The 14,048-nt window shown below is 32.0% G+C and carries 10 protein-coding genes and 1 pseudogene; 8 read left to right on the forward strand and 3 right to left on the reverse strand.

Going from position 1 to position 14,048, the window contains the following annotated elements:
* Nucleotides 1-157: 157 nt before the first annotated feature.
* The 8 genes from JBKA6_RS06685 to JBKA6_RS06720 all read left to right on the forward strand — a co-directional run bounded on the left by JBKA6_RS06685 (nt 158) and on the right by JBKA6_RS06720 (nt 8,927).
* Nucleotides 158-1,438, forward strand: a complete 1,281-nt coding sequence (locus JBKA6_RS06685; RefSeq protein WP_096687061.1) for a hypothetical protein — start codon at nt 158-160, stop codon at nt 1,436-1,438.
* Nucleotides 1,439-2,093: 655 nt separating this feature from the next.
* Entirely contained in the window at nt 2,094-3,011 is a 918-nt protein-coding gene (hemC, locus tag JBKA6_RS06690; protein ID WP_096687063.1) for a hydroxymethylbilane synthase, read from the forward strand.
* A gap of 29 nt (nt 3,012-3,040) precedes the next feature.
* A complete protein-coding gene (locus tag JBKA6_RS06695) occupies nt 3,041-3,793 on the forward strand; it encodes a type III pantothenate kinase (protein WP_096687066.1) in 753 nt (250 codons plus the stop codon).
* Nucleotides 3,794-3,856: 63 nt separating this feature from the next.
* Complete coding sequence (locus JBKA6_RS06700) at nt 3,857-5,065, forward strand: hypothetical protein (RefSeq protein WP_096687068.1); 1,209 nt, start codon at nt 3,857-3,859, stop codon at nt 5,063-5,065.
* A 7-nt stretch (nt 5,066-5,072) separates the two neighbouring features.
* A complete protein-coding gene (locus tag JBKA6_RS06705; protein ID WP_096687071.1) occupies nt 5,073-6,467 on the forward strand; it encodes a tetratricopeptide repeat protein in 1,395 nt (464 codons plus the stop codon).
* Nucleotides 6,468-7,013 carry an LPS export ABC transporter periplasmic protein LptC gene (gene lptC / locus JBKA6_RS06710; protein ID WP_096687073.1) on the forward strand — a complete coding sequence of 182 codons (546 nt, stop codon included), beginning with the start codon at nt 6,468-6,470 and terminating at the stop codon, nt 7,011-7,013. It begins immediately after the preceding gene.
* Nucleotides 7,014-7,204: 191 nt separating this feature from the next.
* A complete protein-coding gene (locus JBKA6_RS06715; protein WP_096687075.1) occupies nt 7,205-8,470 on the forward strand; it encodes a hemolysin family protein in 1,266 nt (421 codons plus the stop codon).
* A gap of 13 nt (nt 8,471-8,483) precedes the next feature.
* On the forward strand, nt 8,484-8,927 hold the full coding sequence (locus JBKA6_RS06720; protein ID WP_157776992.1) for an SPOR domain-containing protein: 444 nt from the start codon (nt 8,484-8,486) through the stop codon (nt 8,925-8,927).
* A 66-nt stretch (nt 8,928-8,993) separates the two neighbouring features.
* On the opposite strand, the pseudogene JBKA6_RS06725 reads toward JBKA6_RS06720, so the two are convergent.
* The 3 genes and pseudogenes from JBKA6_RS06725 to JBKA6_RS06735 all read right to left on the reverse strand — a co-directional run.
* Nucleotides 8,994-9,258, reverse strand: a pseudogene (locus tag JBKA6_RS06725) (transposase); the annotation flags it as partial.
* Between the two features lie 362 nt (nt 9,259-9,620).
* Nucleotides 9,621-12,635 (reverse strand): type I restriction endonuclease subunit R, encoded by a 3,015-nt coding sequence (locus JBKA6_RS06730; protein WP_096687079.1) that lies wholly within the window; start codon nt 12,633-12,635, stop codon nt 9,621-9,623.
* A gap of 41 nt (nt 12,636-12,676) precedes the next feature.
* Nucleotides 12,677-14,047, reverse strand: coding sequence for a restriction endonuclease subunit S (locus JBKA6_RS06735; RefSeq protein WP_096687081.1), 1,371 nt, complete (start codon nt 14,045-14,047; stop codon nt 12,677-12,679).
* Nucleotide 14,048 lies beyond the last annotated feature (1 nt).

Below are 14,048 nucleotides of genomic sequence, written 5' to 3' on the forward strand. Positions count from 1 at the left end.
TCAGTTAACAAAAAAAGGGGTGTTTTTATGCCCCTTTTTTAATTCCATTAAATCAGGTTTATCTGAAAAATTTAATTAATATTTCTTTCTTTACATTTTTTAAATATAAACTACCTTGGTAGACTTAAAATTAATCTATCTTAATAGTATTGAAATTATGAAAATATTTAATCTAAGAAAAGCATCATTGCTCATATTGTCAGTTCTTTTTACGTTTTCGTGTGATAAGAACAAAGTATTTCCTGAAAATGAAGATTCTCAAAGCACAATTCCTAAAGAGATAATCAGTGTAAAGTTAAAGGAATCTCAAAATCCTCAAATAGGGGGTGTTGATATAACCGCTAAAGTTATTGAATCAAACGGGCAAAAAATCTATGTTTTATTATTGCCTAATGATGTAGATGCTGAAATTAAAGAGTTTAAACCTACGATTGAGATATCCGAAAATACTACTATAATCCCTGAGAGTGGTTTAGCTCAAGAATTGGGAAAGATTGTTTTTACTGAAAATGTTTTTGATTTATACCAATCAGGTGTAGAATATACTGTTACAGCTACTCAAGACAACTCAACTAAAAAATATAAAGTTATAGCTTTTAGAGCTCCCGATGCTATTAATGCTGCTGAAACTGCAATTAAGGCTAATGATAAGCTTTTAACAAATTCTGATATTACTGCTACATCTGTTGATGATCTAAACCAAACTATAACATTTGGTTCTGCAGAAAATCCTAATCTAAAAAATGAAGTTGCCGATGAGAGTATTGAATTAGGTATAACTGTAGAATTTAATAGGGGAATTCCACATGGGGGTAAAGATAATTATGAGAAAATCCCTCCCCCAACTACTCCAGCTAGAGCTACCTTCAATAAGAAAGAAGAAGATGAAAATACTTATGAAGCCATTATTCCAATCACTTATAAAATAGAGGATATAGCCTTTGTAAATCAATATAAAGCTATCATATATAAAAAATCTGATACTCAGGTTGAACAAGAGAAACTAATTGATACTGCTATTGCACCCATTAAAAAAAAGATTGAAGCTTTAGTAACTGTTGCTAATATCTTTAATAATGAAGTTAGTGCTGCTAAAACTTCTATTATTATAGGATATATTCAGAATACTCAGGTTGAAGCTGTTAAGACTGCTGCTGATGCTGCTGTTGCTAAAGCTTATGACGTTATATCTGCCGTTACTACCTTAGACTTAGATGAAATTGATGAGGCTGTTAAATCCGCTATTGATAAAGCTAAGACTGCTGCTGAAAAAGTTAAAGAGTCCACTGAAAAAGCTAAAGAAGCTATTATCACTGCTGCTGCTATTGAACCTGCTAAATTTACTGTTGAGGCTTCTCGTGAACTTGGCATGACTTGTATAGCTGCTGATGAAGCTAAGAAAGCTATTGAAGAGGCTAATGAAGCTCTTAATCTCTGAATCTACCAAGGGCTAGTTAAATCTTAAAAGAATTAACCACTATAGTTATTTGCTGTAGTGGTTTTTTTATATGACCGCTAGCTTAAACTCGGTTAATAAAAGCAAATGTATTTTTTTAGATAAAAAGAAATGAAAAATAAAAAGGCTCCAAAAAAAATAAGCTTATCTTTTCTCTTTTTATCTTTTTATCTTTTTATCTTTTTAAAAACTTGGGAGAAATTTGTTTCGGTATAAAACTTTTGAGTACATAACTAAAACATTTCTGTTTTGTGTGACACACAATATATTATTTTTTCGCAATATATTTTTTTTTAGTAGGTAGATAGATTGGCAAAAAAGTTTAATCCTAAAAATAGGTAGATAGATTGGCAAAAAAGTTTAATCCTAAAAAATGGTGCAAAAAACAAAGAAGACGAGTTTTGTTTGATTAGTAAAAAAGTTAAGGGAAAAAGATCATGTCTAATCTATTTTAATATAACTATGATTAATCTGGATTAATCTAATTCAGGTTAATAATTTCATTAACTAAAATTATTAAGTATAAAAAATAACTTTGCAAGAATTTTAAAACCATTATAGTTTAATAGTATAACTAAAAAAGGAAAATATATTTGTCGTTGTGACGATTATTATTTTGACCTTGTCGTAGTTTTTTATGGGAAAAAAAATAAGATTAGGAACCAGAAGTAGTCAATTAGCTATGTATCAAGCAAGGCTAGTAGAACAAAAAATAAGAGAATTTGGATGTGAAATTGAAATAGTGCCTATAAAATCCACAGGAGATTTAATATTAGACACTCCCATATACGACTTGAATATAGTAGGCGTATTTACCAAATCTTTGGATATAGCCCTTCTGAATAACGATATAGATATCGCCGTTCATTCTATGAAAGACGTTCCAACTTCATTACCCCAAGGCATAGTGCAAGGCGCTGTATTAAAACGTGGAAACACTCGAGATGCCTTAGTTTATGCCGACGATGATATACTAAATAATTTTGACAAAAAAATCAATATAGCAACTGGAAGTCTCAGAAGAAAAGCTTTTTGGAAAAACAAATACCCAAATCACATAATACACGATTTGAGAGGTAATGTAAACAATCGCCTCAAAGAGATTCAAAAACCTAATATAGACGCTGCTATCTTTGCAGAAGTCGGACTAAAGAGGATAAATATTTTACCTGAAAAACACATAATCTTAGATTGGATGATCCCAGCTCCTGCCCAAGGAGCAATAATGATAACATGTAGAAAAGGTGAAACTCAGATCTTAGATATAATTAAAGAGATAAACTGCGAAAAAACTAATCTTTGTGTAGGTATAGAACGAGATTTCTTGAGTGGCCTAGAGGGAGGATGCACAGCTCCTATTGGAGCAATAGCTGAATTAAAAGATGAGAGTATACACTTTAAAGGAGCTCTATTAGATAGAGATGGGAATAAAAAAATATATATAGAAAGGGTTTTCTCGATAAGAGATTCCTCAAATATGGGATTTAAATTAGCTACAGAATGCTTAGAAAGAGGTGGGGATAAAATCATGAGTGAATTAAATAAACTACTCTAGAATAAAAAATAATAGACTCTAAATTTCACATGGATGAAAAAAGCCGTTTAAACCTAGTCGTAGATATAGGTAATACATCGACTAAGATATCCGTATTCGAAAATGAGAGACATCTCTTGTTTGAGAGAATAGATATTTCAAAAGTTGAAAATGTTTTAAAAGATCTTTTTAATAAATACAATATAAGAGCAGCTATCATATCTAATGTAAAAGATAACACAGATTCTGTATACTCTATTATTGAGAAAAAGTGTGAGGTTTTAATCATGTCCAAAGATTTAAAGTTTCCCTTTATAAATAAATACAAGAGCCCTGAAACATTAGGTAGTGATAGGCTCGCCCTAGTAACAGCAGCTACACAGATATTTCCAAATAAAAATGTCCTAGTAATAGATGCTGGAAGCTGCATAACATACGACCTCATAAATGACAATAGAGAATATATGGGAGGAGCCATATCTCCTGGATTACAAATGAGGTTCAAATCATTAAATATGCTGACTGGAAAATTACCCTTAGTGGAATTGGATAAAAAAGTATCCACAATAGGATACGATACTATTTCTTGTATAAACACAGGCGTTTATAAGGGAACCATATATGAGATAGAAGGTTTTATTTCGAAGTATAAAGAAATATTTAAGGAATTAATAATAATAACAACTGGAGGAGATTCTTATAATTTGTTTAGAAAAATACAATGTTTTACATTTGCCCCCCCCCTGCTTTTGCAAAAAGGACTTAATTTTGTTTTGAATAATAACATAGAAAATACCCAGTAGTAACACATGATCTTATCAAAAAAGATATGCCTGTGCATAACATTTATTTTCCCATTATTTTCAATGGGCCAGAAAAATTCTGTCTCTCCTTATTCTAGTTATGGATTAGGAGAGATTAGAAATAGTGCAACCGCGTCGAATCAAATTGGATTAGACGCCACTTATAGCAGCCCTACAGATATAAATATGGCTAATCCAGCTAGTTATGCATCCATTAAGCTAACTGCATTTTCCATGGCTATGACCAATTCTTTTGTAAATATGAAATCCAATGATAAAGAGAGCTCTAGCCCTAATTTTAGATTCGACCACGTAGCTATAGCCTTCCCAATGGGTAATTTTGGATTGAGCATAGGCTTTCTTCCAAAGTTTTCTGTTGGATACGATATCACTAGAAAAACTAAACTAAAAGATGATTCTAAGAGATCAGATTCATTTGAAGGTTATGGAGGGATAAATAAAGCTTATATAGGTTTGGGATACGAAATAATGGATTTTAGAATAGGAGTAAATACTTCTTATTTATTCGGCAAATACACTAATAATAAGATATATGCAACAGATAAATTCAGCTTGTATACTAAAGAGGTTTTCATAAATAATCTAACTGGAGTTCAATTTGATATAGGTGCTCAATACACATTTAGATTAAATGAAAATATCAATTTAAACTTAGGAAGCACATATACTTTTAAAACCCCTTTAAAAGGTAAAGAATCTAATATGATATATACTTATACTAAGGGCGCCTCAATCAATCTGGAAACGGATAAGAAATACGCACTCAAAGAAGAAAAAGATATAACTACTCATATACCTACAAATATGGGATTGGGATTTTCCCTATCTAGTGATATGAAATGGCTTATAGGATTTAACTATGAGAAATATAACAGTGTCAATATGAGTTTCTTCGACAGGGATAAGGAAAAGAACGTGTCATATGGCGATTATCACAAATTATCTATAGGCGGGCATTATATTCCTGATATAACATCTCTGACTAATTTTTTTGAAAAAGTGACATATAAAGCTGGTGCTCATTACACTGTAACACCTTTAATCTTAAATGATCAAACTATAAACGATATAGGAGCCTTCATAGGCTTTGGAATACCTTTTGGAAAATCTTCTATCTCTAGATTAGATCTAGGATTTGAGGTTAATGTAATAGGTAATCAAAGTGATGTACTCATCCGTGAAACTCACTACAACGTAAAAATAGGCATCTCACTAAATGACAAATGGTTTATAGAAAAAAAATATTACTAGAAAGAAGATGAAAATAAAAAGAGCGGAAAAGACATTCAGTCTAAAAATAATTGTTGCCATATTCCTGATTTTTTCAAACTACACTATTGCACAAGAAGGAATTAATGATTATACCAATGAAAATAAGTGTAAAGAAAAACTATCTATCTATTATGAATATTTCAAATCTGGGAATTACAATGATTCTTATAACGCTTGGAAATATTGTTTTGACAACTGTCCAAAATCACATATTAATGTGTACATACACGGACCTAAATTAGTAGAGTTTAAATTAAAAAATGCTAAGACAAAAGAAGAAAAAGAAAAATATAAAGAGCTCTTGGTCTCTGTATTTGACAACAGGTTAAAAAACTTTCCCGATAAAAGGGGATATGTATTAGGTCTGAAAGGGTCTAATATGATGAAACACAAAATAGGTGACTTAGAGGAAGTCTTTAACATATTAAATGAATCTTGTGAATTAGAAAAAGATGAATCATCGGGGTCTACACTGTATAATTATTTTTTGTGCTCTGTAAAATTGTTCAATAACAAGGTATTCTCTACCGAGAAAATATTTGATATATACTCTTACACATCAGAGTGCTTACAAGGATCTAAAGAAAAACTAGACAAAATAAAAGATGAATTATCTTCTAAAGAAAAATTATCTGCTAAGGATAAAAAACTCCTGAGGAAAACCAAAAGTAATCTAAAGATTATCAATGCTGTCAAAATAAATATTAACAAAGTAATAGCTCCCCTGGCCTCTTGTGAAAAATTAGAAAAATTTTATTCAAACAATATAAAAACAAATAAAAAAGAAGAGTGGATTAAATCTGCCATTAAAATGTTGATGACAAAGAAATGTACAGATACTCCTATTTTTCTAGATTTAATAAAACTCAGTTACGAACTAAATCCAACTCCAGGTATAGCTAGAATAATAGGTAATAAGTATTTTTCTATGAAAGATTATAAAAATGCCATAAAATATTACGAAATATCTGCCAATGAGGAAGACGACAATAAAAAGAAAGCTGACAACTATATTAGCATTGCCAAGTCATATATGAGTCAGAAAGACAAACACACAGCTAGAGAGTTTATATACAAAGCCATAGAGAGTAAAAAAGATTATGGAAAACCATATATGATTCTTGGAAATTTATATGCCAACAGCGCCAACGAATGTGGAGCTAATGAATTCGAGAAGAGATGCGTATACTGGTTGGCTATATCTACTTTCAACAAGGCTGCTTCGGTAGATCCATCTATGGCGAATGAGGCTAAAAAAATGGCAAAGACATATATGAAATTAGCTCCTGATAAAACATTAATCTTTAAATTTGGGCATTCCAATGGAGATCGCATCAAAATAAAATGTTGGATTAATAAGGAAGTAATTGTAAGTCAATAAATGATATCAAAAAAAAGTTTGTTAGTCTCACTATTGTCAATATTCCTTTTGTCTTGTGAAAATAATATTGAAGAAATAGACAAAATCATCGATATCAGTGAGATGAGGACTAATTATGCTAAATCATTAAATTTGGTTTATACCGACTCTGGCAGGGTAAAAGTCAGGTTTAAGACTCCTGAAGTTATAGCCTTTGATAAAAAAGAAGAACCGTATAGAGAATTTCCAAAAGGAATTGAAGTTAGTGTATTCAACGATGAAGTAGAAGGAGCGGCTAATTTTATCAAATCGAATTACGCCAAAGAATATACAACTAAGGGTTTTTTAGAATTGAAAAGCAATGTTATAATTATAAATTCCAAAGGAGATACTATATACACAGAAGAGTTGTTTTGGGACAGAGTGACTAAAAAAATATATTCCGAAGATTTAGTTAAAATATCGAGTAAAAACGAAACATTGATAGGAAAAAACGGATTTGAAGCTCCCGATGATATGTCTACATATAACCTCAAGGGAATCAGTGGAGATATAAATATGGAATGATGAAAAAAATAATTGTATTAATTCAATACACATGGTTAGTAATAGCTGCTGTATCACTATTTGAAATAATCTGTTGTTGGTCTTCAAACAGAAGTAGATCTTATATATTTTTAGTATTTTTTATCTCATCTGTACTAATGTTTTTTATTCGAAAAAGACAGCACGCGAATAATAAAGAATAAATGGTATAAATGACGGATTCTATAATTATTTTTGTAAGCATACTGTGCTCTGCTTTTTTTTCAGGAATGGAAATAGCCTTTGTAGCATCTAGCCGTATGAGGATGAAAATAGATAGCACTAAGGGGAATAGAATATCTTCCATGTTGGCTACAATATCTAAAAATCCAAACAAATTCATAGTAACTACCCTTATAGGTAACAATATATCTGTGGTCGTATACGGTATATGTATGGGGAGCCTTATAAGTAAAAACATTTTCCCAGGAATAGATCCTGAAAATGTTCCATGGTGGATTTTATTAATACAAACAGTATTATCTACAAGTATAATATTAGTAACTGCGGAGTTTTTACCAAAAGTGGTTTTTATGTTATATCCAAATAAACTGTTGAACTTTTTTACAATTCCAAGTTATTTATTTTATCAGATTTTATCCATCACCAAGATAACAGATTTCGTCATTTTGTGTTCAAATACTTTTCTCAAAGTGTTTTTTAAAATTAATCCAAACAAAAACAACGATGTCCTCAAAATGGAAGATCTAGGAGAATACGTGTCTCAAGAGATAGAAACCGTATCTAATAAAAGAGATCTAAGCGTAGGGGAAATTCTAAAAAAAGCCTTAAAATTTTCTGATATTAAAATTAGATCTTCAATGGTTTCTCGTATAGAAATCGTTGCGTTGAGCATAGATACCCCTATAGAAAAACTCAAAGAGAAATTCATAAAAACGGGATTCTCTAGAATACCTATCTACCGAGGAGATATAGATAATATAATCGGTTACGTACACTCATTTGAAATGTTTAAGCAACCCGAACACATCAAAGACGTCATATTGCCTATAAGCATCATTCCTGAAAGTCTATTGGTAAAAGAACTCTTAAACATGTTGATAGAAAGCAAGAGAAATATAGCCATGGTAGTAGATGAATACGGAGCCACTTCAGGATTAATTACCATGGAAAATATAGTCGAAGAGCTATTTGGAGAAATAGAAGATGAACACGATAAAAATCTCTTAGTAGAAGTAAAAAAAAACGATTCTGAATTTATTTTTTCGGCTAAACTAGGAGTTAGCTATGTAAATAAAAAATATCAATTGAATCTACCAGAATCTGAAGAGTATAGCACCTTGGGAGGATTAATAGTTTTCTACACAAAAGATATTCCCAAGAAAGACCACAAGATAACAATAGAAGACGATTTCTCCTTTTTGATAACGAAAGTTTCTGATACTAGAATAGAACAATTAGAACTCAAAATACTATAAAGCAGTTATTTTAATGAAATATATATATATATGTATAATGTGTGTCATTGGGACACTAGCCTTTTGTCAAGAAAAAAAAATAAAAGGTAAAGTGACCGTAATACAACACGACAGTATATCAAAACACATATACGAATACAACAAAAACTTTAAAAAAGAAAAAAAGATAAAAGTATATAGAATACAGCTTTTTAATGGTGATAGAAAGAATGCATTATCTATGAAGAGTAATTTTTTATCTCTATTTCCACAAGAAAAACACGTAGATATAATATTCGAATCCCCAGAGTTTAAAATCTTGATAGGAATTTTCAAAACCCGTCTAGAGGCTGAAAAATATCACAAAAACATAAAACGCGCTTTTAGTAATTCATTTGTCACCGTATCAAAAATACTAATAGACACTATAGATGAAATAGAAAGTAGCAATAAAAAAAATCAAAAGCTATCTCAATAAAAATGACACACTATCCCTTAAAGTGTGTAGATAAAAAAGGACATATTTTTTTGTTTTTATTCATAGTCAAGCTCTTTTGTAAAAAATAGTTAAAAATTGATTCAAAATTATTCTCCAATTCAGTATCGGTTTGGACCATTTTTTTTGTAGCCTTCCTCAGAGCTAAAAAAGTAGATTTCATAACAGCATCATCTGTTGGGAATTACAATTTGTTTTTGGTATACTTCCTGATTTTTTCATTGAGGGTTTCAATCAATTTGGCCGTGTAAATAATTTTCCTGATTTCTACGGGAAATTCATAAAATGCAGATAGCTCTTCCCAGTTATTTTGTCAGCTTTTAATCCAGATTATTCATGGTTTATATTTCAATTTGAATATAAAGCGTTATTTTTAAAGGGCTTTACCCAAAAATCAGCCACTTTAGATAAAGTGCAAAAATGAGGAATAAAAACACATTATTTTATAACCTGAGTTAGATTGGCAATTACTTATTAATAACTTAATAAAAACGATATATTTAACCTGAAAATTCATACGATTATGAATAATTCGGGTTATCAAAATCTCAGTTGATGACCACTAAGAGAAGATCAAAAGGATGACTCTGATTCTCAAGTGCTTGTTAGAATAAATTTTCGAACTCTGGTTCTAAATGAACTCTTATGGAATCTAAATTATCTCTAAATAACATACTATTTATTCAATCTGTTATGAACTTTCTTTAATAGATAATTCTTAACTAGATCACCGAATTCTTTATCATCCATAATCTTAGAAAAGATATCTTGGTTCTGGTCCATTCGACTAATCAGCTTATCCATAAAAACATCCTCGAAACCAAACTTGAAGTTATCCATAGAGTTATTCTTAGCTTGTTCTGCGAGTTTTTCATTCGACACCAACTCAGCTTCTATCTGGTCTAAGAAAAGCTTGTCAGCATCATTAAACTCAGTTGAGAAACGCTTATTAAGAACTTCTATTATTTCTGATAATGCTGCTTCTTCATCTTTATTACCCATACGGATACCAGCTTCCGATTTGCCATCTAAACCATACTCTTCTTGGTTCTCTAAGGCAATGGTGTGTTCACCAACCTTTTGTAATCGATAATATTCAAGAGAAACCTCATCACCCAAATTAAATCTATCTGATTGATTTTTTCGAGGAAGCTTCTTCAATAAGAATCTGCCATAAGTAACTAGCTTCTCTAGTTCCACATCACTAAATGGCATAATCTGAGTAAGGAATGAATACAATCGGGTGAAGGATTGTAGTGCATGCTTAAAGTTCTCTTGGGTAATTTCAGTACCCACTACATCATCTTTAGAGTTTTCCTCTGGCAACTGCTTATATCGTTCCACAGCAGGGTCTATATACGCATTTAACTTCCTTTGTTCATTAACCGAAAGGGTTTTTGATGGTTTAAAGAATACGTTGCAAAATTCATCAACTTCCGTATTCCAAATGATATGAGCCTTATCAATCTCACCTTTTAAATCATAAAGGTGATTAGGGTCAGTAGTTTCTTCTACTGTAGTCAACTCATAATAGGGTTGGAATGAATTAAGTATATCATCAGTTTCGTTAGCAAAGTCTAATACGAATGTATCTTCTTTACCAGCATACATCCTATTGAGTCTGGATAAGGTTTGAACACATTTTACTCCAGATAATCTTTTATCTACATACATGGTATGAAGTAAGGGTTGGTCAAATCCAGTTTGATACTTATCGGCTACCAGCAACAGCTGATATTCATCAGACCCAAACTTTTTAGGTAGTTCCTTCTCTTTAAAACCATTGAGTTCTACTTCGGTTACTCCTTCGGGGTAGGTGTCATAAACTACTTTACCAGAAAATGCCACCACCGTTTTAACATTTGTATATCCTTTCTCTGTTATGTACTTATCAAACTCTTCTTTATACCGAACCGCATGAAGTCTTGAACTCGTCACAACCATTGCTTTAGCTTTACCACCAATCTTCTTAGATACGACTTGTCTAAAGTGCTCTACAATTACTTCTGTTTTTTGTGCAAGGTTATATGGGTGGAGAGATAAGAATCTACAAATTGCCCTAGCAGCCTGTTTCTTATTTAAGTTAGGGTCTTCTTCTATTTCTTTAGATAGTTTGAAGTAGGTATTGTAGGTTATATAATTCTTAAGAACATCCAGAATAAATCCTTCCTCTATTGCTTGCTTCATGGAATACAGGTGAAAAGGCTTTGGTTTACCAGATGAATCTTTTGTACCGAATACCTCAATCGTTTTTGATTTAGGTGTAGCGGTAAAAGCGAAGAAGCTAAGGTTATCCTGTTTACCTCTGGCTTCCATAGACTTTCTTATTTCATCTTCTGCATCTTCTTCCAGTCCAGAGTATACCTCTTCTTTCTCAGCTTCTTCTAATGATTTAGCTGAAAGTACTTCCTTCATCTTTTTAGTAGCTTCCCCACCTTGGGATGAATGAGCCTCATCTATTATTACAGCATACTTTCTGTTAGGTATTTCTCCAATTTTATCTAGAATAAAAGGAAACTTCTGTAGAGTTGTGATGATGATGTTAGAACCAGCTATTATAGCATTAGCCAACTGCTGAGAATCCTTATCAATCTTTTGAACTACGCCATCTTTATGTTCGAATTGATAAATAGTATTCTGTAGCTGATTATCGAGTACTCTACGGTCGGTAATGACAATAACAGAATCGAACACTCTGTTGTTATTGTCATCGTGAAGACTAGATAATCTGTAAGATAACCACGCAATAGAATTACTCTTTCCAGAGCCAGCGGAATGTTGAATTAAATAGTTAGAACCAGCACCATTAATTCGAGCATTGGCGGTAAGTTTTCTAACTACTTCCATCTGATGAAACCTAGGGAATATCATGGTCTCTTTCCTCTTCTTAACTCCATTTAATTCATACTCTTCCACATCCAAGTGAAGGAACTTAGAAACAATATCAAGTAAACTATCTTTTGTCCATACATACTCCCAGAGGTAGGCTGTTCTATAACCATCCTTGTTAATTGGATTACCCGCACCATTGTTATGGCCAAGATTAAAAGGAAGGTAACGAGTCTTCTCACCATCTAAACGGGTGGTCATAAAGGCTTGATCAGTATCAACTGCGAAGTGAACTAATGAACGCTTCTTGAAATGGAAGATTGGCTCAGTTGGTTCTCGGTCGTAAACATATTGCTTTGTAGCATTATTAACGTTTTGACCTGAAAACTGATTCTTTAATTCTATTGTTGCAATCGGCAATCCGTTTAGTGATAATACCATATCCAAAGAATTAGTTCCTTTTCGCTCATAATAAAGCTGTCTAGTAACAGATAGATGATTCTTCTGATATAGGGCAAGTGTTTCGGAATTAAGTACGTTCTCAGGTTTAAAATAAGCCATTTTAAATCTAACACCGTAATCTGTAAAACCTTTTCGAAGAACATCAAGGGTTCCTCTTAAATCCATTTCCTTCAGAAGACGATTTATAACCTTTGTTTCAATATTATCTTTATGAAAGATGGATATTTTTTCCCATTCTTTTGGTTGGGAATTTTTTAAGAATTCGGTAACATATTTCGGGAATATTCCTTTTTGAGCGTCAAAGTCTTTTGAGTGACCTTTAACATAGCCTCCGTGTTCAAGTAACGAAGCTTCAATTGCCGCTTCAAATGTTATTTCTGTATGTATTCCTTGTGCCATTTAATGTATGTCTTAATTCAAAATAATACTGTTTTGGGAAATTACTCTTCGTGATGTTCTGGAGTTTGTTTTTTATCAGCTTGATAACTTGATACTGATGCTTCTTTAAAAATGTCAACATCTTCGTCTCTCACATCAACCTTACCTGTAACAACCTCACTGATTAATGCTGTTTTGTATTCGTTTAATAATACTATTTCTTTTTCTTTTTTACTAACAAGGTCATCTATTTGAGCGGTCTTGCAGTCAAGGTAGTTAGTGATTTGGGTTTGTTCTATTTTAGAAGGACAAAAAATTCTGATTCCTTTTAATATATCTTGACTAATATTAGGTTGTCCTCCACCTACAGCAAGATTAATGATGTGCTCTTTATTCCCATTAAACCAATGTTGAAGAAACCTGAGGTCTATCTTTTCTGACTCTGAGAAGACGCAACACGCTTGATTAGTAGTTGTCTCAAATTCTAATAAACTCGTTTTGCCAATTGTTGCTCCATACATTGCAATAACCAAAGAACCTTTCGGATACAACTTTAAGGATGAATAATCCTCAAGTGCTGCTGAAGTGATTTTTTTTTGGCAGTTATACAAAACACCATTATTAAGGTCTCCTGTATTTAACCAGTTAATCGTACCTTCTTCGTGATACTTTGTATTTCCAGACTTAGGGGTCGTACCACTACCAATTTTTTCGAATGCATGACTTATCTTCCAGGATTCCCAATGCTCAGGAATGTCCCCCAACCATTCTATCCCCGAATCCTTCATAGGAACATTGGGGTCAAGACCTTTGGTGACTGCTTGGTTAATGTTGGCAGTACGCTCTTCTTTTAATAACTCAATCAGCTTTTCTTTTTTACTAATAAGGTCATCTATTTGAGCGGTCTTAAGGTCAAGGAAGTTGGCGATTTGGGTTTGTTCTTCTGATTCAGGAACCACTAACTTACTTGCTTTTATTAATTCTTGATTAAGAATATTAGCTCCATATATGTTTTTATTCGAGTTATGAGCCAATATAACTCCGAATAAATAATAGTAATAATTAAGATTTATATTTACATCAGGATATATTGCGAAAATCGCTTCATTTGTATAAACATCTTTTTCAACAAAAGCCATTTTACCAACACTTAATTTAAAACTGTATAATAGTGAACCCTTGGGAACTTTATTTCTTCCTTCGACTGCTAAGTCTGTAAGTTTAGTTTTTGATGTGGAAACATACTTACTATCTAAATCTGTAATTGTAAGCCAATCGTGAGTACCATTCTCATAGTAATCAGAATTATTGGTAGAAGGTGTAAAACCTGTATTTACCTCGAATTGATTATTTAATTTTTTAATTTCCCAATGCTCAGGAATCTCCCCCAACCACTCTACGCCAGAATCTTTATATGAATCATACCTTTTCATA

The sequence above is a fragment of the Ichthyobacterium seriolicida genome, assembly GCF_002369955.1.
Classification (GTDB): Bacteria; Bacteroidota; Bacteroidia; order Flavobacteriales; family Ichthyobacteriaceae; genus Ichthyobacterium; species Ichthyobacterium seriolicida.

Excerpts from the sequence above, each read along its gene's own strand:
- JBKA6_RS06685 (WP_096687061.1), top strand. The coding sequence starts at position 158 with ATGAAAATATTTAATCTAAGAAAAGCATCATTGCTCATATTGTCAGTT.
- JBKA6_RS06700 (WP_096687068.1), top strand. The coding sequence starts at position 3,857 with ATGGGCCAGAAAAATTCTGTCTCTCCTTATTCTAGTTATGGATTAGGA.
- JBKA6_RS06705 (WP_096687071.1), top strand. The coding sequence starts at position 5,073 with ATGAAAATAAAAAGAGCGGAAAAGACATTCAGTCTAAAAATAATTGTT.
- hemC (WP_096687063.1), top strand. The coding sequence starts at position 2,094 with ATGGGAAAAAAAATAAGATTAGGAACCAGAAGTAGTCAATTAGCTATG.
- JBKA6_RS06715 (WP_096687075.1), top strand. The coding sequence starts at position 7,205 with ATGACGGATTCTATAATTATTTTTGTAAGCATACTGTGCTCTGCTTTT.
- JBKA6_RS06720 (WP_157776992.1), top strand. The coding sequence starts at position 8,484 with ATGAAATATATATATATATGTATAATGTGTGTCATTGGGACACTAGCC.
- JBKA6_RS06695 (WP_096687066.1), top strand. The coding sequence starts at position 3,041 with ATGGATGAAAAAAGCCGTTTAAACCTAGTCGTAGATATAGGTAATACA.
- lptC (WP_096687073.1), top strand. The coding sequence starts at position 6,468 with ATGATATCAAAAAAAAGTTTGTTAGTCTCACTATTGTCAATATTCCTT.
- JBKA6_RS06735 (WP_096687081.1), bottom strand. The coding sequence starts at position 14,047 with ATGAAAAGGTATGATTCATATAAAGATTCTGGCGTAGAGTGGTTGGGG.
- JBKA6_RS06730 (WP_096687079.1), bottom strand. The coding sequence starts at position 12,635 with ATGGCACAAGGAATACATACAGAAATAACATTTGAAGCGGCAATTGAA.